A 24,053-nucleotide genomic window follows, 5' to 3' on the forward strand; every position below is an offset into this window, starting at 1 on the left:
AATGGAAACTTCGGCCGGCCAAAACATTGACGCCACGAAATGCCCGCTCTGCGGACAGCCCAACGATTGCCAGCTCTGCACCGCCGCTAGTTACAAAGGCCCGTGTTGGTGTGCGAAAATGAAGTTTCCCGAAGAACTCCTCGCCAAAGTTCCGCCCGAACTGCGTAACCGCGCCTGCATCTGCCTCGCCTGCGTCATGCAATTTAATCGCGAAAGAAAAAACGGCAGCGCATCACAAAAAGTTTTGCCCGGAGATTTTTATTTTGAAAATGGTCTGATGGTCTTCACCGCCGCCTACCATTTGCGCCGGGGTTTTTGTTGCGAAAGCGGCTGCCGCCATTGTCCCTATCCAAGCCACTCAACCGTCCGCACATTTCCCAGTGCCAGCCAATGACCCGGAATTATTTTCCCGCCGCCCACGCCAGCCCATCCGTCCCCTTGCCCGTATCAATCAGCGCCCGAACCTTCCATTCCTTGAGATCAATCGCCGCCACCTGCTTGCTCGCATCACAGGAAACATACGCCACCTCGCCATCGGGACGCACCAAAACTTCCTGCGGCACCGCCGGGACCGGAATCGTCCGCGCCAGTGTCATCGTCTGCAAATCCAGCACACCCACCGCATTCGATTTCGGCAACGCCATGATCAGCCAGCGCCCGTCCGGCGTCGGGTCCGTGCCATAAGCCGCGCACGGCAAATCAATCCGTTTCGCCACTTCATTTTTCGCCGTATCAATCACCACCAGTTGCGGCTTCGCCTGGTCCGCCGTGAAAACCCATTTATCATCCTTCGAAATCGCAATGCGCTGCGTGTTCTTAGAAATCGGAATGATCTTCACCACCTTTTTCGCCTCCATATCCAAAACCGAAACCGTCCCCGGTCCCACATTCGCCGTATAGCCTTTCGTCCCATCGCTGTTAAGAATCAGCATGTGTGATTGTTCCTGCCCCGTCGGCACCATTCCCACGATCTTCAACGTCGCCGGATCAATGATCGTGATCGCCTGCTCCAATTCCGTCGTCACATAAAGCAAGCCATTCTTCGGCCCGATACGCGCGCAATGCGGCCGCACTCCCTTGCCAAAATCCACCGTCCCGACAATCGCCCGCTTGTCCAAATCAATCACTCGCAAAAGCGATCCGTCCGTGCCCGGACTGCCCACGCCCGAATTTCCGTAGATCGGCACGAACGCCAGTTTCCCGTCCGGCGACGCCACCACTTCATGACCCGTCGTTCCGTCTTCAGCCACCGCGGCAATTTGTTTATTCGACTCCGGGTCAATGATCGAAAGCGTTTTATCGCCCTTGTTCGTAACCAGCAATCGCGCATGAGAACTGTCCGCCGCAAAACTATGCACCGTCGTAGCCATCAACAAACTTCCCGCAACGCCGATAGAAAACAAATTCGCAAAAAATGAATTACCGTGATTGGACAGCGCGACAAACGCAGTTTGTATTTTCATGATGGCAAAAGTATGCACATCCCCACCCGAAAGCCGATAAGAAAATAGGCATCACGGATCATTATTATTCGAGAATATCCACACGCATACCGGCAGCAGGGCGGAACTCCGCGGTAGTCCCGTACGGACAACTAATATCCTAACGCATGGTAGGGCTGTGCTGCCGCGCAGCCGTCCGAAGTCCCGCAGGGATGACCGATCTTAGCCCAGCAATTTATTGCTGGGTTTACCTTCATTCCAAACCAAGTCCCGCAGGGACGAAAGAATTTCCCCCTTGAAACCAAACCTCACCCACTCGCCCAACGCTTCTCATTAACCCCAACTTCAGTCGGGGGAAAAACTAGGCGCACACGCGCAAGAAACGGTTTCAACCGTTTCTAAAATCTACCTTTCATAGCCGATAACTCTGCCCACCGATTTAGAGACAATGTGCAGATGCCGCGATTTGTCTAACGAACTTCGCGCAACTCCCCATCCAATTTCACTTCCCGCCCTTTTTTAATTTTCAATTCAACTGTCCGGCCCCGGTAACTCACTTGACAAGGTTCTCCCACGTCAGAACGCACCGTCGCCGATACCAACCGTCCATCCTTCCAACTCATCCCCACTTCAAATCCCCCTCGCGCGCGCAATCCCGAAACACTTCCGCTTTTCCACGCATCCGGTAGCGCGGGCAATAATTGAATGACCCCCGTCTGGCTCTGCACCAGCATCTCCGCCATCGCCGCCGTCGTTCCAAAATTTCCGTCAATCTGAAACGGTGGACAGGCATCAAATAAATTCGGATACACCCCGCCGCCATTGTCGTAACGAACCTCATGCGTCGTCACCGGGTTCAACGCGCGGCGGACGATCAGCCACGCATGATTGCCGTCGCCCAATCGCGCCCACACCGCTGCCTTGTAGGCATACGACCAGCCCAATCCATCATCCCCGCGCACCGCCATTGTCTTCCGCGCCGCCAGCGCCAGCTCCGGCGTCGCCGTCGAAATTTCGTTTCCCGGATACAATCCCCACAAATGCGAAAGATGCCGATGCTGCGGTTCCGGCTCGCCATATTCTTCCAGCCATTCCATGATGCGCCCGTCCGATCCGATTTGCGTCGGCGGCAGCCGCGCCAATTTGGGTGCCAGCTCTCTTCCAAATTCTTCATCTTCACCCAGAATTTTTTCCGACTCGATGCACGCGCCAAATAAATATCTCAACATCTGCGCATGCACCGTCGTTCCCAGCGCAATCGAAACCTCTTTTCCATCCGCCGTGCGAAAATGATTTTCCGGCGAATTCGCCGGCGCGACCACCAGCCAATGATGTTTCGGCTCTTCAATCAACATGTCCGAATAAAATTCCGCCGCGCCCTTCATGATCGGATACGCCCAGCGCAAAAAATTTTTATCGCGCGTGAATAAATAATGATCGAAAAGATGCTGGCACAGCCACGCCGAGCCGCCCGTGGTCGCGCCCCACGACGCCGATTCGCCCGGCGATGTGAATCCCCACGGATTCGTGATCACATGCGCCACCCAGCCGCGCGCCGCGTAATAATCCTTCGCCGTTTTCGCGCCCGGCGCCTGCAATGAATCAATCAGCGCGAACAACGGCTGCGTCAATTCCGGCAACGCGCAAACTTCCGCCGGCCAATAATTCATCTCCACGTTCACGTCGAGATGCCAGTCACCGTCCCAGGGCGTGCGAATTTCCTCGGCCCAAATCCCCTGAAGATTCGGCGGCAGGCCTCCAGGACGCGACGACGAAATTAAAAGATACCGCCCGAAATTAAAATACAACGCCGCCAGTTGAGGATCCTCCACCCCGCCCTTAAACGCTTTTATACGCTCCGGCGTCGTCATGCTCGTGGCGCGTTCGTCTCCCGGCTCCAAGTCCAACTTCACGCGCTCAAAATATTTTTGATAATCCGCAACGTGTCTTTCTCTCAACGACGCGAATGACTTTTTAATCGCCTTGTCCAAATCCCGCTCCGTCGCCGCTTTTGGATCTGCCGTGTGCCGTCCCGCAAATCCCTGATAATCCGTCCCCGCCGCAATAAATAAAATCACTTCATCTGCGCCAATGACTCGCACGCCATTCCCCTGCTCCACCGTTTTCCCGCCGCGATGGATCACTCGCGCGCGCGCCGCATATTTTACTCCCGGCACTTGAGCGCCGCTGTCTAATTGCCCCGTCATCAACAATCCACCGTTTGGCTCAGCCGTCGTAACAAATCTTTCCGGCCTGTCCATCGCCATCGCAAATGAGATTTGCCCCGGCTTGTCCGCCGTCAGGTGCACAACCATTACTTCATCCGGCGCGCTGATAAACATCTCCCGCCTGAAAGTCACGTCACCGCGTTTGAACTGCACTCGCGCAATCGCTTCGTTCAAATCCAACTCGCGGCGATAATTCTCCACCGGCGAATTCGTCTCGCTCGCTATGAACGACAAATGAAGATTTCCCAAAACCTGGTAACACCCATAAGCCGCTCCTCCCGACCCCGGCCCTTTGCATGTGAAGTTCGCATTCACCAATGCCTCCGCCTCCGAATTTTTCCCCTCGATCAACAACCGCCGGATTTCCGGCAAGACTTTATAAGCGCCTTCGCGGTCCGCATCCTGCCGCGATCCCGACCAGACCGAACTCTCGTTCAAAACAATCCGTTCCTCATCCACCCCACCAAACATCATCGCACCCAGCCGCCCGTTTCCCAATGGCGATGACTCGGTAAAATCTTTCGCCGCCGCGTCCAACCAAATCGTCGTCTCCGCCTTCGGCATCCCCGCCGCGAAAAATATTCCCGGCAGAAAAGACACACCAGCCGCAACAATCAAACAAAGCCATCTCATCATGACGAATTTTCAGAAAGGCAGACAAATGACTCAAACGAAAACACCAGCTCAGGTCCCATTTCCGCCAACGCGAAAACATAATTGCCACGAAGCCGTCCCTTGTGCCGCGACCACCCCGCAATGCTGCCGTGCCGCCGCCACGCACAACGCATCGTCATCCCCATTCGTCGGCTCCAGCGCAAAATGATGATGCCCATGCCAGCCGCCCCGCGTCAGCCACACTCCCAGCGTATTATTTTCCGCCGCGTCCCACTCAAACTCCAATCTATCCGCGCCGTCCGCGCTCACGACCGCCGCCACGCCTTCGCTCAACGGCCGCGCAAAAATCTTCGCGTGTCCTCCAATTGGAACCGCCGATTCCTCGGCCGTAGTCCACACTTCGCCATTAAATAATCGCCGTGTCGAATCCGGCAAAACCATCCGGTCGCCCGCACGCAACTTTAACAACGGATGTATCGCCCATAAAAATGGTTCTTCCACGCTGCCACAATTTTTCAATCGGTAACTGAAGCGAACTTCATTATCTCGCAATTCGATGCTCCGCTCGAATTCGAATGGCGACACCGGCAGCTTAACCGACGTCCGCAAAATCCCGCTTTCCCACGCCGCTTGATCCACGCGCCATTCCGCATTCCAAACTTCACCGTGATCCGGCAAATCGCGCCCACGCCAGTGGCACGGCGCAATCGTCGGCAAACATTCATCGGCTCCCACTAGCGTGCTCGCCGCAAAATCGTCACCCAAAGAATTACGAAAAAGTTTCATTGCGCCCGGCGGATGCCACATCCATTCCCGCCCCGTCTCCAGGTCTTTCAGCGAAATTATTTTCGCGCCCAGTTCGGGCGCCACCGCGATTTCCAGCCGCTGATTTCCCAGCACATGCACGGCAACCCCCTGTTCGCGCCGCACCGAAATATTATCTACTATATCCATGTTACATCTCGTTCAAAAGATCGGACGCCAGCGCGTGATTCGGATCGCGCTTGAGCACTTCCAGTAAAAGCGCCCGCGCCGCCGCCGCATTCCCCAAACCTAACTGCGCCTGCGCCTCAAGAAACTTCGCCGTCGTCTCCTGCCGGTATTGAATATCGTCTTCAAACAACAACATCGCCGGCAACGACGTTGCAAAATAATCAATCTTCGCTTTCGACCTTGCTAACTCGCGCGCGTAATCCAGCAATTCGTTCAATAACTTTTTCGTCTGTGCGCCCCGTCCCAGCCGCGCCCGTGCGAGTGCCGAGTAGTAAGTCATCTCACTGAAAGCCCGCACGCTCATCTGCTGAAAGTCTCCCGCGAAAGTCGCCGCAGCGTGCCAATATTGTTTCGCCTTTAATTTTTCACCGAGCGCGTCGCACGCCACACCCAGCCAATATAGAATATCACTTTGGTTCGCCAACAAATGCTTCGCTTCGCCCAGATTGAGCGGCGATGACAACGCGCGTTGAAAATGTTTCGCGGCGGTTTTGTTATCACCTTGTTTCAAAGCCGTGCGCCCCAGCGACAAATGCGAACGCACATGCTGGCCGAGCGGTCCGCCTTCTCCACCCTCCCAGGGCTGGAAATTCCGCCCCGATAAAATCTGCATCGCCTCCCGATGGCGTCCTGCGTGATTCAATAATGTGCATAGTTCAACGCTCAAATCATCCCGCATTTGGACCAGATCGGGTTGCTTCTCAAGTTCCGCCAATCGCCGCGCCGGTTTTTCGCCGAGACGCTTCCAAAGCTGATCGCGCTCGTAAAGCAATCTCGCGTCTCCAGGATTTTCCCGGAACGCCTGATCATAAGCCGCCCGCGCTTTTTGGCCATCGCCGCGAATGTTGAAATATCCGATTCCCAAATTCCGCCACCCAACGGAAAATTTCGGGGCCAACTTCGCCGCGCGTTCCCACGACTGAATTCCCTCTTCGTGCCGGCGACGATCATAAAACCAATTTCCCAGGTAATACTCGGCGCGCGCATCTCGCGGATGAACCCGCAACGCCTCCTGCAAAATAATTAATTCTTCCAGCCGCGCGGGAAAACAATAGTCCGGCGATGCCTCAGACGCGCGCTGAAAACTTTTGCGCTCCGCTTTTTTATCGCCCATTTTTCCATACAGCCAGCCAAGCGTATAATGCACCAGTGGTTCCGCGCCCCAGCTTTGATCCGGCAAATCCCCCGCCGCGCGCTGTGCTGTTTGCAGCAACAAAATCGCCTCGCCAAAAAATCCCGCCCGCGCGTAGTCGTGCGCAACATCCAAAACCGTCTGCAAATCCGCCGTGCAACCTTCGCCCTTCAAATGCCGTGCCCACCAGTCGAGCGGATCCAGCCTTAAAGTCTCCGCGATCAATTCTTTCGCTTCCTTATCACAGCCAAATTTTCGCAACGCCAGCGCCTTCAAATTTCGCGCCCGCGTATTCTCGACATTATATTTCAGCGAACGCTCGACATGCTCAATCGCCTTCAACCAATCGCCGCGTTTGCAATCAAGTTCTGCCACCGCATGATAACCCGCCGATACCCACGCCTGGTTCCACGTCGCCTTATAAAAAGCGTCGTACGCTTCGGTATCACGCCCGAGAAATCTCAAACATAACCCTAGATTATAATACGCCTCGCCGTCATACGGATTGGGATTCCGGCGCGTCAGTCGCTCTATGGCCCCACGAAAATATTTTTCCGCCGTTTCAAATTCCCCGCGTCGCAGATGCCATAACCCCATCGCATTGTTGCAACGCGAATCCAACGGATCGCGCCGCAGCGCCTCGAGCCAATAAATAGTCGGACATCGCGTCGCATGGCGATATTGCTCAAGATGCAAACCCGTGATGTAAAGCTCGTCCCCGCTCGCGATTTCCGCCGCCGCGGGCGGTTCCGTCGCCGGAGGAGGAACATCACCCTTCGCATCCGCTTTCGGTTGATAAGCAATCAACTCGCGTCCGGAAGCGTCGGTCACAGTCACTCGCAAATCACTTTCCTTGATGCGACTCGGCAGCTTGATTTTCTCAATCAACGGATTCGCCGGCTTAAGATCGCGCTTAAAACGTGCGATGCTTTTCTCCCCCGCCGTAATCACGACCGACGTTGCCGGATAATTTCCAGTGACGCCCACTCCAATTTGCAATTCACGTTTAACCACCCGCAAGCTTACCGCCGCATCCAAATTCGCGTGGCACGCCGGGCCTATTTTTTGGATCGGATACCAATATTGACTCCACGTTTTTGTTTCGCCCGGCTGGAGGAAACTGAAATCCGGCTGGTTATCCGTGTAAACCCCCGCCATGATCTCGATGTACGGCGCGAATTCTCCCCGCCCATCGGCATCCGTCAGGTTGCGATCCCACGCGTAACCGAACTCATGATTGCCCCACGTCCATTGTTTTTTTCCGGGCGAAATATGATGGTTCGCGAAATGGACAATGCCCGATTTCGCCGCATAATCGTATCCGCCAAAAAAATCCTCCCGGCTTCCCATGCACATATAGGAAGTCGGCACCGGAATATTTGCATAAAACGAAATATCATTCGGCGCATAATCAACCGGCCCCGCGCCGCCGCAATTCGGCGGAACAAATTTTGTCGGACGCTCCGCCATCGGCACCCCGCTGCGGCCGCGCTCGCCATAATTCACCCCATAATAGCGGTCCCGGCAAAATGGATATTCACTCATCGAGCGGCGTGCATGATCAGCAACGTAATAAACATCCGGCGGAAAAAAACTTTGATAAGCTTCATGCACCCGCGTCGCCACATTCGCCCACCACAAAAAGGTCTGCACAAACTGGGTGCGATTATAGGCGCGCACCTTCAACTCCAGATAAGCGCGCCCCGGATGCACGCACACCCCGTGCATCCCCTTCATGCGCGCCATCGGATCATGGTCGCTGCACCAAATCGTTTTCGATCCGTCGGCCTGCTCCTCAATCTCGAAATCCACCGGCAGGAAAGTCGCGGGCCGATGATGCTGCGGCCAATTAAATTCAATGCCGCCACTGATCCACGGCCCCGCCAACCCGACCAGCGCGGGCTTGATCACCGCCTGATTATATATGATGTCGTGGCCATTCGTCTTGTCCTGCAAAACATGAATCCGCCCGCCGATCTCGGGCAACACCATCGCGCGAATAAATTCATTCTCGATCCAAATCGCCTTCCACTCGCGATCAATCGGTTTCTCGGCGATCCGGTCCGTGAACGGCAAAGGATAAACTTTCCCGCTGCTGCCTTGATAAACGCGCTTCTCCAAAAACATCGGGTTCTTGTCCGGTGGCGCGGGCATGTACGTCGGAATGACGACGTTTTCCACACGGACAGAAACTTGTCCTTTGCTCATTCTCAAAATTTTCTTTTTACCAGGCATCTTAATCCACCAGTTCGCGTTCGATTTCTTCCAGCGTCTTCCCCTTCGTCTCCGGCAATTTCACCACCATAAAAATAAATCCTAAAACACAAATCGCCGCGTAAAGCCAGAACGTGCCCGCCGATCCCAGTTTGCTGTTTAATATTGGAAACGTATAGGTCAGCAAAAAGCACGCTATCCACAAGGCTGAAACCGCCACCGCCATCGCCGCGCCGCGGATGCGATTAGGAAAAATTTCCGCGATCAACACCCACGCGACTGGCGCGAGCGAAATGGCATAACAACCAATCGCCGCCAGCACCAGCAGAAGCATCGGCAATCCCTTGACTTCGCTGTGATAACAAAAACCCATCACTGTATAAATGACCGCCAGCGCGGCCGAACCAAATAACATCAGCGGCCGCCGCCCGCCCCGGTCCACGATTCCCAACGCCGCAAGCGTGAACACCAGATTCACCGAACCGGTCCAAGCAATATTTTTCAGCACCGTCGAAATGTCATAACCCGCCGCGTGAAAAATATCCTCGGCATAATTAAAAATCACATTGATGCCGCACCATTGCTGAAACACCGCAATGACAACTCCCAACACGAGCACCTTCCGCATTTTCGGATGCAGCAATTCCGCAAAACGCACTTGCTCCGATTCCTCTTTCGCCAGCGTTGATTGAATGTCTGAGACGGCGAGGTTCGCGTAATTCGCTCCCCCGATTTTCGTCAGAATGGCCGTGGCTTCGCGAGACCGGCCTTTTTTTGCGAGCCAGCGCGGACTTTCCGGCACCACGAGCATGCCAAAAAAGAAAAATAGCGAAGGCGCGGCGGTAAGCCCGAACATCCAGCGCCATCCCTGCTGGCCAAACCATGACGTGCGGATAAATTCGTCCGTCGCACCCGCCGGCAAGTTGCGCACCAGAAACCAATTAATATATTGCGCGAGCAAAATGCCCATGACCACCGTGAGTTGATTAATTGCGACGAGTTTGCCGCGGATTTGTGCAGGCGCGATTTCCGCGATGTACATCGGCGAAAGATTCGACGCCAACCCGATCGCCAACCCGCCAAGAATTCGCCACGCGATAAAGATCTCAAAATTATTAGCCAGCGCATTGCCGATGGAAGTCACCGCGAACAATAACGCCGCGGCAATCAATAACCGCTTGCGCCCAAAACGATCGCTCATCACGCCCGCCGTCATCGCTCCCATCAAACAGCCAATCAATGCGCAACTGTTCGCCCACCCAATTTGGAAATCGGTCGTGAGTTGAAAGTACCGCTGAAAAAATGGTTTAGCCCCGCCGATGACTACCCAATCCCAGCCGAACAGCAACCCGCCCATCGCCGCCACGATGGAAATAAGCCACACATAACGGAGATTGAACTCGGCGCGGGCTTGGGTCGTGCTGCTTTGGGTGAGGGTAATCATGAATGAATGGACTGCGATTCTTATTGATATATCAAGCGGAAATAAACCGCCGAACCAGCCGAAGCCATCGGCAGCTCCCAATTATTCGTGGCGCTGGAACCCGCCACATCGGACCAGTTCGTGCCCGGCCCCGAGGTTCGCATCTGCAACTTCCACCCCGTGTATCCGCTTGGCCAGCTTAAATTAATTTTGCCGGCGCTGATCCACGCAAAAATATTCGTCGGATTCAACAACGTGAGCAATGCGCTGTTGGTCACGCTCCCATCCGCGCCGGTCACTTGCACTTGATACGTGCCCGCATCGGCAAGCTCAACTGAATTTACCGTGTAAGAATTATCCGTTTGATTTTGCAGCAGCGCGCCATTTTTTCTCCAGGCATAATTAAAGGGCGGCGTTCCCGCGGCAACCGTGTCAAAGCTAATTGTAGCACCCAAACGCGCCGCTTGATTTGTCGGCCCGCTCGCCGTCGTGCCGCCCGATCCCAATCGAAATAATTTCGCCTGCTTCGCGCCGAGGTTCACCGTCCAGGTCGTTCCGCTAACCGGTGTAGAAATTCCGCTCCACAAATCTTCCGCCGTGTAACTCCCTGAAATCCCCAGCCGCGCGAGATTCAAAATTTCATTTGTGCCAGTCGCGCCATAATTGAACACCGCGACGTACCACGTATTCCCATCCTGCCGCACAAAAACATTCGCTGCATTAGTCCCTGTGTTGCCTTCGACCGGACGAAAACTCACGCCGGCGCGCGCGACTGCATTTATGGCCGAATGGGTCAGGCACATCTCCGCGAGATTCTGCCCCGCAGCCGAAGTTAAGTCGTCACCATTGATAAATATCGTTCCCGAGATGGCACAGTTAATCAGGCGGCTCTGATTTTCATTCGCGCTTGCTCCGGAAAATTTCATATTGTCCGGATCGTTATATTGATAACACCGCCCGCTGAGCCACCAACCGTAAGTCACAGCTTGCATGGTGTTTTTCGTGTCGCTGATAGACGTGGAAGTATCACAATAAATTCGGCGCGCGTTCGCATATTGATGCGGAAAAATCGGCGCAATGGATTCACTCAAAAACATACGGTTGCTATTTTGCTCCATCACGTATCGCATCCCGGCATTATAGGCCTGAATCCCAGTCGTGATGTTCGTATCATAATGCACCCCTTCCATTGCTCCGTGCGTAAGAAAATCCAGCTTCAAATAATCGAATCCTTTGGCTTTAAAATAACTGAGATAATAATTCACCAGTTGTTTGAAACCCGGATGCGTTGGATCAAGCGCTATTCCATTGTCGTGGGTCTCAATCGTCCCGTCCTCAGTGCGCAAGTAAGCGTCGCTCCAGCGATAAGCCCCGCTTCCCGTGATAAATGAATTTGAACCTTGCGCCGCCGTGCCCCAATACACAAATGGCGTCCAATAAATTCCGGCCTTCTGGCCATTCAAATGACAGTTGTCGGAAAACTGTTGTAACTGCTGGTCACTCAAGTTGGACCAAAAGGCATCGAGATTGATATACACAACGCCGTGATCGTTGAAATGATTCGTTTGCAAATTTGCTTTAATGAAATTTGCTGAGGCGCTGGCATTTGAATAGCTCACGCTGCTGGTATAAGCATACCAACTGCTCCACCCAAAAGGCACCCCGCCAGTCCAGGCAAGCTTGGGCGCGACCGCCGCATTCGCATCGCCGTACGCTTCCATCACGGTTCGCCAATCAGTGCCGAAGCCGACGAACACCGTTGGCGAAACAATCGTGTTGCCGCGCACCAAACCATGCTCAGACACGTCACGCGTATCGCTCGAAGTGATGCCACCGAATACGTTCAAAACATCAAGCTTGTTGCCGTCGCCTTGAAAATAAACACCCGTCTTCCAGGTATCGTGAGTCACAGAACCCACCACCAAACCATTGCGCGTGGTGTTGTCATAAAACGCGGCCGCCTCATAACTCATGCTCGTATTCGCAATGGCCATCGCATTGTAACTAAAGCTGAACGAATCGTTATCGAAGGGCATCGTAAGCGCGCGGTCATCGCCATAGCTGCCGATGTCCACGCCGCCAGCCGTATCCATTACGACCGGTCCCATCCAGCGCGATTGCAAGGCGCTGCCCGAAACTTCCAGGCGCGTCAAGAAACTGTTGCTTTGATCGAGAATGAAAATCTGTTTCATCGCCGGCAATCCAGTTCCCGTCGAAGTAACTTCGACTTGGTTATTCGTAACTGTCCAGGTGCGGTTGCTATAAATAGTGTCTGTGATATAAGTATCCAGTCCCACACCCGCATAGAAACCCGAAATCTTTAGCGAATTCTGCCAGTAAAAATTCGCGCGGCCCGTGCTCAAGTCATAATCCAATCGCACATTGCCATTAGTCATCTTAACGACACTGCCGATTTGCACCGGCGACAGCAATAAACTTGCCTTGCTCGCCAGTGACATCCCCAGCCAGACTGATAAAACCCAAACAACAAATTTCATCACCAGTACGCATTGGTTGGGCTGTAGGTCATCGTTTCAACAATATTACTCGCAGGAAACAGAAAGTTGGAAACATGACCGTCGCCGAACAGGGTTGGAAAAATAGGACGCCCCTGATCGTTGTGCCACGCGCTCGCGGCGTTGCCGACATTGCGTCCGTACCAGGGAAAATCGCCTAGGATTAATTTGGTTGATGATGCCAAAGCGATAGTTGCTCCCTTGATTGGCCCAAGGTTTCCGGGCAAAGGCCAGGGATAATCCGCCGAGCCACCCACGTGGACGACACCGTAACTGTCGAACCAAAACGCCGTGTAGTAACTGACCCCATAAGCATCCCAGCAGGATTTGACATCACTGTATTGGGCATCGCCATGATCCGCAGGGCAGTGCAATACATTCAAACTATTGGCCAGGTATTTATTTAGCGGACGAACGGTTTGCGGCACGTCTCCACCATTCGGCTGGACCGCTTCATAGCCCGGTTGCGATGGAGTAAGCGTCGAAGTCTGGCCCGCGTAAGCAACCCAATTTGACCACACCGGATAATAGTCCGCGTTATCGTCTGAATAGAGTGCGAAGGCGATCCCCTGCTGCTTCTCGTTGTTAACGCAGTCCGTTCGTTGCGCCAATTTCTTAGCCCGCGACAATGCCGGCAGCAACAGTCCCGCGAGAATCGCAATGATCGCGATCACTACCAGTAACTCGATCAGCGTAAATGCCTGGCGCAAACGGCGCAGTTGCTCATTCAATGGATTCGCCTCCATTTCAATTTTCTTTATGGCTCTCATAATGTTCGGCGTTCCAATGGTAAAATCTTTGCACCGGGATTAACCCGCTGACTTCTAATCACTGTCCTTTCACCCGGAAAAATTTAGTCCCGCTGATAGCATTCGTGTAAGGGCTCGTCGCTCCGGTCACATCGCTGAAACCGGTCAACGCATTTGCCGACTGTTGCAGCGTGCCGCTCGGCCACGTAACGATTACGTTCGTGCCAGATTGCGCGATGGATACATTCAGCGGAGCTGACCCAATCGAGGCATAATTCAGACGTGAAAGCGTCAGTTGCGAACCACTGCTGCCGTCCGTGTAAAACGTCAACGTCTGCCCGGCCGACGCCGACAAGTTAGTAAAGCTCATCACAATTTCCGGCGATTGCGGCGCGTTAAGCGTAAAGTTTAAAATGCCATTCGCGTAGTTTGCGCCCGTCGCAACGCCCGACGGATCGCTGAATCCCGGATCACTCGTGAAGCCCGCGATGTTGATCTGGCCGCTGGTGTATTTTGTGCCGAACCCCGACAGCGCGGCGGTGGAAGCCAGTTGAACATTCAAAGTTTCGGTTCCATCCACGGACTGCGTATTGTTGCCGCCCGAGATGCCGAACCAATTATAAGTCTCAAATAGATTGGCCGGTTGGGTTCCGGGATTATCAGAGAAACCGGCGAGGCTCAACAAACCATCGGGCGTGGTGTAAGTGGGTGAAGTAATTCCGGCGAGATCAGGCGCAATCAGTGAATGAATATTCGCGTATCCAACCAGTGCGACGCCAAATTGGCTGTCGGTATCCGTCATACGCAACGTCTGTCCCGCCGATGCCGCGCGATTCGTGAAAAAGTAAGGATGAAATCCGCCATCAGCCACGGCGATAGTCAGCACTCCGTTGGTATATCCTGATGAAGTTGCGCCGCCGCCAGCATCAACAAAACCGGGGTCGCTCAAAAATCCAGATATGGCCAGATGACCTCCCGAATAGAGGCTGTCCAATCGAGACAATCCATTACCGCTGGTGAAGCTGAGTGTAATGCTCGCATTTCCGTTGATCACATTGCCCGTGGCGATACCAAAACATTGATCATAATAGCGTCCGAGGTTCGCCGGAGCCGTCGCGTTCAAATCGGAAAAACCTTTCACCGTCAGTGCGCCATCGTCAGTGGTAACGGCGCTGGTGGAATTTTGCGGAATCTGTGTCGGACTCAACTGCGGGCCGGCGACCGCTTCCTGAATATTCAATTGATGATAGCCGACAAACCAGCCCGTCGCGTCACCATTGGGTGATGGCTCGCCACTGATCGTCAAAGTGGAACCGGAAGACGACGCCGGATTGGCAAACAACAGTTGGCTGTAATCATTGCCATTATTATCCGAGGCGCAATCGAAGCTAACGACGCCGTTCGTGTAAGAAATATTGCTGATTTTCGGAGAACTATAAACCACCGCGCTGGCGACGGGATCGCTTTTGAAACCGGAAATATGTACGCGCGCCAGATTATTTGTTACCCCGCCGCTGCCGCCGGTATAGTTAAATTCGATCATCGAAGCGCCGACCGAACCGAACAACTGCGTCGTCATGGATTCGTTGCCGTCAATCAACGCGCCGTTGCCCACTCCTGAATCCACACCGATAAAAAGAAAATATTGGTAGATTCCCGCCGGCACGGTCGCAGCCTGGTCCGCCCATGCTGACACGGTAAAAAGATCATCCGCGTTGGTCGCGGTGATGGACTGTTGTTCGGTGCTGGAGGTGGCCTCAAACTGCGGATCGGAATTAAAGGCGTCCTGAAACACCGGATAGGCGGAAGCGGAGAGCGCGAGTGAAAGCGGCAAAAGAACTGCGGCTAACTTTGAGCCCGTGCGGCGCGTGGAATTTGCCGGGAACTGAGTGATGGTCATATTTGATGGTGTGGTTGCTGGTTGTCGTGCTGTTGGAGAGAACGTGACATAAGCAACGCCAAACGGGAATGGACTCCTAGACTGACTACATGGATAATTGACCGGTAAAACGAAAAAGAAATTGGGCCTAGACGTTGTATCGCCGCCGATGCTCGGAAGGCGAATGTCCATGCAGCTTTCGGAAGGCGCGCGAGAAATAAAATTGCTCGGAAAACCCAAGCTGGTCGCTGATGGCTTTGATGGACAAATTTGTGCTGTTGAGCAGTTGCACCGCTCGCTGCATGCGCAGGTGGTTCAGATACATCAGCGGTCCATAACCCGTCGCGCGGCGGAAAATCGTGGTATAATGCGAGCGCGATAAATTCACCACCGCCGCGAGCGTGGAAATGCGCAGCGGCTCGCGCAGATGCTCTTTCATGAACTCGATGCTCTTCGCGGTGCGCTCGCGCACGTCCGTTTCGCCGTGCCAGAATTCATCCTTGTGCCGCAGTATCAATCCCATCAAATGCGCGAGCGAATGAGCCGCGTAGGTCAGATGCGTCAACGTCGAGCCGTGTTCCAGCCCTTCGAGCACGTCTTCAAAAAGAGAAAATAATTGCACGTCACCGCCCAATCGCACGACTGGCTTCTCAGGTTTGACTTCGAGCTTCTCCAGATAGAACGGCACGTTTTGGCCAATGGCGTGAAACCAGTGGATCGTCCACGGTGTTTCGCGCGATGCGCCGTACGCGTGAGGCGTCGCCGCGGGGATGACCAGCAACTGGTCCTTGGCGATCTCGTGCTTGCGTCCGGCCATTTCGCACCAACCACTCCCGCGCGCGCAATAAATAAAAATCGTTTCCGGGCAACCGCGCTCGCGCGTGCATTTGTGTCCCTGCGCTTTCGGATAAAATCCGGCATCAGTCGGCAGCAAATGTTTGAGAAGCGGTTGCTGCATGGCCATCGCCACGACCGGACGCGGCACCACCACGAGACGTTCTCCCGGAAAACCCTCCTGCTTTTCTCTACGTTTCATGTGCCGGCCATGTTTGCCAATCGCGCTGATGTGAATTCCCTATTGATAACACATTCACAGCTATCCAGCAACACACCCAAAAGGGTCGTGCCATTTTGCGATAGAGAAGCAAGTCATGAAAATAATCTCCAAACATAAAAAGAGCCGCCATTTTTACAAACGGCGGCTCGCAAAAAATAATTGCACTATCAGCGTTTAACCCGGCGCATGAAAGCTATCGCGCCAATTCCCAAACCGAGAATCCCAAAAGTCGCCGGCTCGGGTACGTCCAGGTTGAAACCCAAATTCGCTACTGGATAAATAGCGTCGCTGCCCGATTGGTTCGGCGGTTCAGCGGGATAATTTCCCGCGGAGTCGTAGCGTCCGGCACGGCTGAATTCCCAGCCGGAACCCAGTTGCACATACTGTGAACTCCAATCAATTTGCCCCGAATCGCCATCGTCCGGCGACGGATTGGAAATAAAATCGCCCCACGTATCCACGCCATCCACTTGCGCGCCGATGACATAATAACTGCCGTAGTTCAACTGCACCGTAGAGGCCAGCGGAACCCACCGATAACCATCAATGAGCGGAGCGGCTGTTCCCGCGGGCACGGTCACTTGCGCGATGATGGTTTGGGTGCTGTTATCCCAAAGCGATACGACGTGGCTGTTCGCCAGACCATCGCCACCCTGGTCATAGTAGCCAAGATAATTGACCTGCGGATAAAAACTGTAGGTCGTGAGGAATATTCCGCCGACCGTGCCGACGAACGAATTTTGCGTGCCGGTATCGAGATTGACATTCGGCGTATAGAGAATGCTGTTGTTAGTCGTTTGGGCAATTCCGCTGGCGCCCGTTCCAAGGCACAAACACGCTGCGAGCGTGAGAGGAGATATTTTTTTCATGGTAAGTTGAGGGAGTTGATGAATCTGAGAGAACTCCCGGCACGAATAAACACAGCATGCGTCAGGGCATTGATTACAGGCCGGGAAATCATCCTTGCATGATTACGCAAAACGAAGCCCGCGGGGAATGGACAACTAGACGGACTGCATGGATAATTGACCGGTAGCCAATCCGTCAGCCTTTGCGCTGATAGCCAACCGCAACCGAACGACGGTCAATTTCGATGACTGAATAGCCCCACGGCAGGTAACGCGACGCGCCTTTGCCTTCGGGATGTTCCACACGCCAGGCGATCACTTTCCAGCCATCTCCGTCTTTCTTGACTTCCCATTCGGCGCGGTCCGCCCAATTCTCATTTTGCTCAAGCACGCGCCTGGCCACCGCGATTTGCTCGCGATAAGGCCCGTCCGGGCTTTCCGGCTCGCGCATGCGGGCAATCTCGTGATTGCAGCCGCACAGCAAAATTAAGATGACGATCCAGCGTCGCGACATCCCTAGGGTATCGGCAAAAGCTCTGCGAAGTTTAAGTGAAGACTGCCTTACCGCCCGCAACGGCCCGCCGCGCGCAATGTCCATGTGCCTGGCGATACCGCCGTTGGGTCAACGACCGCGGTGGAACTCATCGTGCCTTCCGCATTGAGCATCCAGTAACGCGTCTCGCCACCCTGCCCGCGCCAGATGGCATCGGCCGTGCCGTCGTGATTGATGTCCAGAAAACCCGCGCAACTCCAGTAACCGCTGCGAGTCGCATTTCCCGGCAAAACACGCCCGGCGGAACGCTGAGTCCCATTGGCGTTCAAAATCCAATAAACCGCTTCGCCACCGTTGCCCGTCCAAAGAATATCCGCCGTGCCATCGTTGTTGATGTCACTGAAACCGATGACGCGCCAATAATTATTCGCCGTCGCATTTCCCGGCGCAACCCGTCCCGCGACTCGTTGCGTGCCGTCGGGATTTAGCAACCAGTAAACCACTTCACCGCCGGCGCCAGTCCACAAAATATCCGCCGTGCCATCACCATCAATGTCCGCAAAGCCCGCGACTTTCCAATAATTATTCGAGGTTGCGTTACCCGGCGCAACCCGCCCTGCGCTCTTGCGCGTGCCGTCGGGATTGAGCAACCAATAGACCACTTCACCACCGGCGCCAGTCCACAAAATATCCGCCGTGCCGTCACGATCAATGTCCGCAAATCCCACCGCTTTCCAATAGCCGCTTGATGTCGCATTGCCTGGATACACCCGCGCCGCCGTCTTGAGCGAACCGTCCGCGTTCAACATCCAATAAACTACTTCACCGCCCGCGCCGGTCCAGAGAATGTCGGAAACGCCATCGCGATCAATATCCGCAAAACCGCAAGGCGTCCAATAGCTCATGTCCAATGTGCCTGTGGAAACATAACCGCTCGACTTATGCGTTCCGTCCAACTTTAAATTCCACGTCTGCACCTGACCGGTGTTGCGCGTCCAAAGCAGACGCACCGTTCCGGGATCCGCCACGCTGCACGCATTCGCGCTGGTGCCAAGACTCGCGTATGCCGAACCATTGTTGCCCCAAATCGTATAATAATTCGTCACGTTGCCGGAAGTATCCACGCCGGTGTTTTCATAAACCTGCTCTGTGCCGCTATAAACCAAAGTGCCGTCGCTCGAATTCGTGGGATAACGATCCGTGCGCGCGCGAATATAAACCGTGTTCGTCGGCATGCCGCAATTCGTCGGCGCGGTCCAGCGCAGCCATACACTGTTGGTCAATCCCACCGCGGCGAAGGAGAAACTATTATTCAATGTGATATCCGCGCCAATGACATCGCCGCTCGCGCTCGTGCTTGAAGTTCCGATCACAACTCCCGTCCGCGTCGCGCTGCCCATGCCGGCCATGACCGCCGTCACCGAATAAGTCTGCGCACTCGGCACCTTGACGGCGTAGTAACCTTTCGAGTCGCTGGTCGTGGAATAACTTTGTCCGCCACCGGTTGCCGTTACCGTCGCGCCGACCACCGGTGCACTCACCGAAGTCGTTATCCGTCCCGTCAACAATTCACCCGTGCCCGTGGGATAAACATTATAAACAATCGTATCAATGATGTTGAAGCCGTAAGGCGTTTCCAAAAATGGCAGCGCGTACCACGCATTATAAGCGCCACTCCAGCCGAAGTTGATATGATGATAAAGCGTGCTGCTGTCATAGCCAAATCCGTCGCACACGACGCAATGCCCGTCGCTGCCGCTGGCGCTGATGCCGAACATTACCGGGCAACCGGCGGCGAGATTCGCATCCGTCGGGATGAGCAGATTTCCCGGGTTCAAAACATATTTGGCATTCGAGTATTGGAAAACGGAAGTCAACGCCGGAGCGCACAACGTCATGTAAGTTCCCGAACCGCCGGAAGCATATTGCATGTTGACGCTCACACCCGCGTCATACGAAAGCGCGCCAATCATTTGCCATTGCGCCGCGTTATAACTGCTGAAAGCGGGATTCAACGTCATCAAACTCCAATTATAAGCGCCACCTGCGCCATCGCCGCCGCGAGTCGTGGCGGAACGGGAAACGCCGTTGACATAAATCGTGCGCGTCACCGAGCCCACGCGCGCCGTAGGAAATTGCCAGTAACGCATCAACTGAGACATCGCCGTCGCCACGCAGCCGTCCACGACATTATTCGGCGTATAATAATTGAAACAATTCTGCCCGGCTTCCGCGCCCTGATCCCAGAGACTTTGCACAAATGGCGAGACGCGCACGTCGGAGACCGAACCTACGCTTCCCGTGAGCACAGGACCACTCGGATCGGGTGCAAAATCATTGGTCATCACGTCGGGCAGTTCGGCCAGCGGCGGCGGATTGCGCATTAGATTTACCGTCATCGCGTCGTAGATACCATCCGGCACAACGCGATACAGGCAGCTCGATTCGAGGACGGATTGTTTGGATGTCCACGTCGGCCAAACGATTCCCGAATCTACCGCTTGCCAGGTTTGGCCAAAATCATACGACGCATAAATCGTCACCGATCCGGAAGAATTATAAGTCAACTGCACATGACCATTTACAATGTTCATGCTTTGGACGGGAATGGCTGAGGCGATCGCATTTGTGGTAACGATGTCGTTGGTCGGATCTGGATCCGTCGGGGCATTCGCCAGGCTCAAGCCGCCAATCGTTTGCATCGCCGAAGAATTTCCTGACGCCGTCGTGCGCGACGAATGTTTTTTATATTTTTCCCATTTCGCTTTCGCCTTTTGGGACACCACGATCACCGCGTCATCATTTGTCGAAACCGGCGTTGTAGAAGCCGTAAGAGAATTAGCGCCGGAGTTGTTGGCATGGCGGCTTTTTACTTTTTGCAGATGCTCACTGCGCGCAGGGACATCACGATTCAACATCAGCCACAGGGGATTTTCCGAATCCGGTTTGAAATCGCCTTTGTCGGCAAACGCGATGACTGGCTCCAATTCATCATCCGCGGGCGTGACTATATACCCCTCGGGCGCGAGATGAATGACGAAGAAATTGGTGAAGTTTTCGACGGATTTGATCTGAACGTGAAGCCTGGCCGCGAGATGCGAATGGTCGTCCGCAAGCCACCCCCGCGCAACGGATTCGACTGTAGATTTATCAACGGGAGCAGCCGCCATTTGCCGCGTAAGTAACACGACAAGGCCGGTCAATACCCATCCGGTCCATTTCCTTCTAAAGTTCATTCCGATCAAATTGGACAACTGACGCTGCTGCCTAAGCTACGCCTGTATTTTTAAGTCCTGATTACCTGAACAAGCCAAACGGCTTGCATGCCTATGGCGACTAACGGCAGCTTCTGAGAGGAACTTAAGGAAAACTTTGAAGTTTTTTTGAGACTGTTCGGACGCAGTCTAAAACCTGCCGGATGGCAGGGCGGCGCAACGCGGTCTCGGCTTATAAAACAAGCGCAGTAGTATAGAAAACTTATTTAACCGGAGACGCATTGGTTTCTGGTGTCGAAATATTTACGGGCGGAACGGCATCGGCAGCAGCCAGTTCATCGGGCAAAATCGTGATGGCAATGCGGCGGTTGCGCGCGCGGCCTTCCGCAGTTGAATTGTCCGCGATCGGACGAAATTCTCCATAACCAACCGCACCGACCCGATGCGCGTCCACCCCGGCTTTCTCCGTGAGAAAATGCACGGCGGCCAGCGCGCGGGCAGTCGAAAGTTCCCAGTTGCTCGCGAAACGATTGCGTATCGGCACGTTGTCCGTGTGGCCGATGACTTGAATCTTCAGTTCAGGATGACCCGCGAGGATCGTCGCGATTTTACGAAGAACCGATTCGCCATCCGGTTTGAGAATCGCTTCGCCAGAATTAAACATCACCCGGTCGAGAATATTCACTGTCAACTTCCCTTGAAGTTTTGAAATAGTGACATCCTTCGATTCCAGGTCGGAACGCATCTCGTCTTCAAGCCCCTTGGCCATCTGGCCCGCCTTCTCTTTTTCCTTTTCGAGATCAGCAACCTGCCCCTGCAACGATTCGATCTGGCTTTTGTCCTGTTCGTTTTCCGCAAGCGTCGAAGCGAGCTTGGCTTTGACATCGTCAAGGCTCGCGGGCAACGCCGCCATCTCGCGCAAATGCCCGACTGCCGTCGCCCACAATAAAAGCGCGGCGATCAACAGCGCCCCAAGGATGCCCACAAGCGTCCACGGCAATTTGGCTGGGTTCGCGGCGCGTTTGCCTTTGGTCGCGTATTCAGTAAATGGTTGATGTTCGGTGCTCATCTGCCTGGTGCGATTTAATCACAGAGCCGGTGAGCGTCAACGGGAAGAATTATTTCAGGAAATGCCGAGCGCCTTTGCCGTCTCGTGCAAGGCCGACAACATTTCCTCCGTCGTCTGGTAACGCAGCGCACAATCCGGCTGGCACGCCTTCAAAATGATCGCATTGACCCGGATGAAGTCCGCATGTCCGCTGCGTTCAATCAGCGTCGTGGCGAGATCGGGAAAATATTGCGGATCGCTGCCGGTGCTGATGACGTAAAGCAACATTCCCAGCGCGTAAATATCCGCTTGCACCGTGCCCGTCCGCTCCGGCGGCGGCGGCATATAACCAAGCGTGCCGACGATGGTTTGCACCTGATCCAGCGGTCGCACCGCCGCGACCAAACCAACATCCGCAAGTTTCGGCCGGCCTTTCACGAAGATGACATTAGGCGGTTTGATGTCGCGATGAGTCAAACCGGCGCGATGCAAAAAATCCAGCGCTTCGGCCAGCACAATGGTGATGCGCACACATTCGTGAATCGGCAGGCGGCGATTCTCCGCCTGCTTGCGCACGAACTCCAGGTCTTTCGGCTTGTAAAGCGATGGTTGCGTTTCCCAGTTCGGATCACGCGAATCTCCAAGCTCCATCACGTAATAAAAATACCCGTCAGGTTTTTTCTTGCTGACCAGTTCCACGCGCAGCAGCGCGGGATGTTGTTCCGAAACTGGTTTATATTTTTGGATGCCTCGGAATTCGGCGTCGAACGGCCGCGGATCATTGCCGAATTTGGATTGATAAATGACCTTCAACGCCTGCCATTGGCCGATGGCGTTGCGCGCGAGCCAGACCTTGCCAAAGCCACCTTCGCCAAACGGCGGGTCAACCAGTTCATAATCCGGCGCGTCCGGCAATTCAGGATCAATCGGTTTGACGACGATTGTCTTGTCGCGCGGCGGACGCTCTTTCACTGGCGCAAACACTTGAGTACGCTCTTCCAGCGGCAGCGCAATCGCGAGAACGCAGGCGACAGGAATTTGCGCCCCAACGACGATCAACCACGGAAACCAATAATTCGTAACGCAACTTAATGAAATTGCCGCGATACCAAATAAAATCATACAGCCCACCGCAACTCCAACGGCGGCAAACTTTCGGAAGAAGCTAAGAATAATGCCGAACACACAACCTGTGACGATGAAAAGCAGCGCCTCAAAAATCCAATCAGAGCGCACGAGGGCTTCGTTGTTTACGAGATTCAAATATTCAGCGACTTGTATTTCCGCGCCGCCCACCGCTTCATCAAACGGGGTTTTGAATTTATCTTCCTCGGTGTATGAGGCCAGTGAGTTGAGCGGCTGGTTGCCAATAAACACGATTTTGTTTTTAAAAAACCCGGGGGCTTTATGCAGCGCAAGACGATAGCTGATCGCGTACGACCGATCATCAGAACCATAATAACGCAGCCAGCGCTCGACCGGTTGGCGCGGCAAATGAGCGTGTGAAACGACCGCCGCTTTCCATGCGAGGCTCGTATATTCTCCCGAACTTGGAAACGGCCAGTGTCGGCGCACCGTATTGTCGAAATCAGGCGACAGCCAGCCGATGCCCCAGTTGGTCCGGGCAGCATTGAGAAAAATATCTGCGGGCAATTCGGTCTTGTGGATTTCCGATCCTGGTAGTGCGGCAGGATTTTGCTTGGCGAGCAGCACGACATTGGTAAGCCGCCGGAGCGCGGCCGCCAGCGCGATGTCCGCCGGAGAATTTTCGGCGTATCGAAAAAAAATGTCCATCACCACCAGCGGACAGCCGTCGTCGGCAAGTTGATTGAGCAATTTCGCATGCAATTCCCTGGCCCAGGGCTGGCCGCGCGCTTGGCTCAATTCGGGATCGTTATAGGAATCGTTATCTATGACAATCAGTACGACGGGCTCCTTGTTCGTTCGAATAGCGAATTTGGACAGGTAATCAAAACTGGCGCTGGCCAGCGGGCCGCCATCGTATGCGCCGTTGTCCCGATAACCGCCATGATTTTGCGACCAAAGAATCAGACCTGCCGCAACGGAAAACGTCGCGACCAAAAGCGGTCGAAATATTTTATGTTGAGTGAGGGTTTTAAAAGTCACACGGAATTTCCAAGTCGGACACGGCAGCCAAAGACTACAATTTCAGGAAAATCGCGGCGAGCTTTTTCGCTGAG

15 protein-coding genes are annotated in these 24,053 nt (G+C 54.3%); 1 reads left to right on the plus strand and 14 read right to left on the minus strand.

Features of this window, described 5'->3' with window-relative positions; translation table 11 throughout:
• Position 1 precedes the first annotated feature (1 nt).
• On the plus strand, positions 2-394 hold the full coding sequence (locus VH413_07680; protein ID HEX3798564.1) for a cysteine-rich CWC family protein: 393 nt from the start codon (positions 2-4) through the stop codon (positions 392-394).
• 7 nt (positions 395-401) lie between these two features.
• On the opposite strand, the gene VH413_07685 is transcribed toward VH413_07680, so the two are convergent.
• The 14 genes from VH413_07685 to VH413_07750 all read right to left on the minus strand — a co-directional run bounded on the left by VH413_07685 (position 402) and on the right by VH413_07750 (position 23,979).
• On the minus strand, positions 402-1,463 hold the full coding sequence (locus VH413_07685; GenBank protein ID HEX3798565.1) for a cytochrome D1 domain-containing protein: 1,062 nt from the start codon (positions 1,461-1,463) through the stop codon (positions 402-404).
• Between the two features lie 449 nt (positions 1,464-1,912).
• Positions 1,913-4,306 carry a glycoside hydrolase family 95 protein gene (locus VH413_07690; protein HEX3798566.1) on the minus strand — a complete coding sequence of 798 codons (2,394 nt, stop codon included), beginning with the start codon at positions 4,304-4,306 and terminating at the stop codon, positions 1,913-1,915.
• 48 nt (positions 4,307-4,354) lie between these two features.
• Complete coding sequence (locus tag VH413_07695) at positions 4,355-5,239, minus strand: hypothetical protein (protein HEX3798567.1); 885 nt, start codon at positions 5,237-5,239, stop codon at positions 4,355-4,357.
• Between the two features lies 1 nt (position 5,240).
• Positions 5,241-8,618: a DUF5107 domain-containing protein gene (locus VH413_07700; protein ID HEX3798568.1), complete on the minus strand. Its 3,378-nt coding sequence runs from the start codon at positions 8,616-8,618 to the stop codon at positions 5,241-5,243.
• 28 nt (positions 8,619-8,646) lie between these two features.
• Positions 8,647-10,068, minus strand: coding sequence for a sugar porter family MFS transporter (locus VH413_07705; protein HEX3798569.1), 1,422 nt, complete (start codon positions 10,066-10,068; stop codon positions 8,647-8,649).
• 20 nt (positions 10,069-10,088) lie between these two features.
• Complete coding sequence (locus VH413_07710; protein HEX3798570.1) at positions 10,089-12,545, minus strand: carbohydrate-binding protein; 2,457 nt, start codon at positions 12,543-12,545, stop codon at positions 10,089-10,091.
• Positions 12,545-13,333, minus strand: a complete 789-nt coding sequence (locus VH413_07715; protein ID HEX3798571.1) for a type II secretion system protein — start codon at positions 13,331-13,333, stop codon at positions 12,545-12,547. Before VH413_07715 ends, VH413_07710 begins: the two co-directional genes overlap by 1 nt.
• Before the next feature lie 58 nt (positions 13,334-13,391).
• The gene (locus tag VH413_07720) at positions 13,392-15,212 is read right to left on the minus strand and encodes a hypothetical protein (GenBank protein HEX3798572.1); all 1,821 of its coding nucleotides are present in this window, start codon (positions 15,210-15,212) and stop codon (positions 13,392-13,394) included.
• A 127-nt stretch (positions 15,213-15,339) separates the two neighbouring features.
• Positions 15,340-16,227 carry an AraC family transcriptional regulator gene (locus VH413_07725; GenBank protein HEX3798573.1) on the minus strand — a complete coding sequence of 296 codons (888 nt, stop codon included), beginning with the start codon at positions 16,225-16,227 and terminating at the stop codon, positions 15,340-15,342.
• Between the two features lie 188 nt (positions 16,228-16,415).
• Positions 16,416-17,117: a PEP-CTERM sorting domain-containing protein gene (locus tag VH413_07730; GenBank protein HEX3798574.1), complete on the minus strand. Its 702-nt coding sequence runs from the start codon at positions 17,115-17,117 to the stop codon at positions 16,416-16,418.
• Positions 17,118-17,292: 175 nt separating this feature from the next.
• Complete coding sequence (locus VH413_07735; protein HEX3798575.1) at positions 17,293-17,610, minus strand: hypothetical protein; 318 nt, start codon at positions 17,608-17,610, stop codon at positions 17,293-17,295.
• 47 nt (positions 17,611-17,657) lie between these two features.
• On the minus strand, positions 17,658-20,825 hold the full coding sequence (locus VH413_07740; GenBank protein HEX3798576.1) for a C10 family peptidase: 3,168 nt from the start codon (positions 20,823-20,825) through the stop codon (positions 17,658-17,660).
• 241 nt (positions 20,826-21,066) lie between these two features.
• Positions 21,067-21,873, minus strand: coding sequence for an OmpA family protein (locus tag VH413_07745; GenBank protein HEX3798577.1), 807 nt, complete (start codon positions 21,871-21,873; stop codon positions 21,067-21,069).
• Positions 21,874-21,927: 54 nt separating this feature from the next.
• A complete protein-coding gene (locus VH413_07750; GenBank protein HEX3798578.1) occupies positions 21,928-23,979 on the minus strand; it encodes a serine/threonine-protein kinase in 2,052 nt (683 codons plus the stop codon).
• Positions 23,980-24,053: the final 74 nt, after the last annotated feature.

It is taken from the genome of Verrucomicrobiia bacterium (genome assembly GCA_036268055.1).
In the GTDB taxonomy this organism is placed as follows: domain Bacteria; phylum Verrucomicrobiota; class Verrucomicrobiia; order Limisphaerales; family Pedosphaeraceae; genus DATAUW01.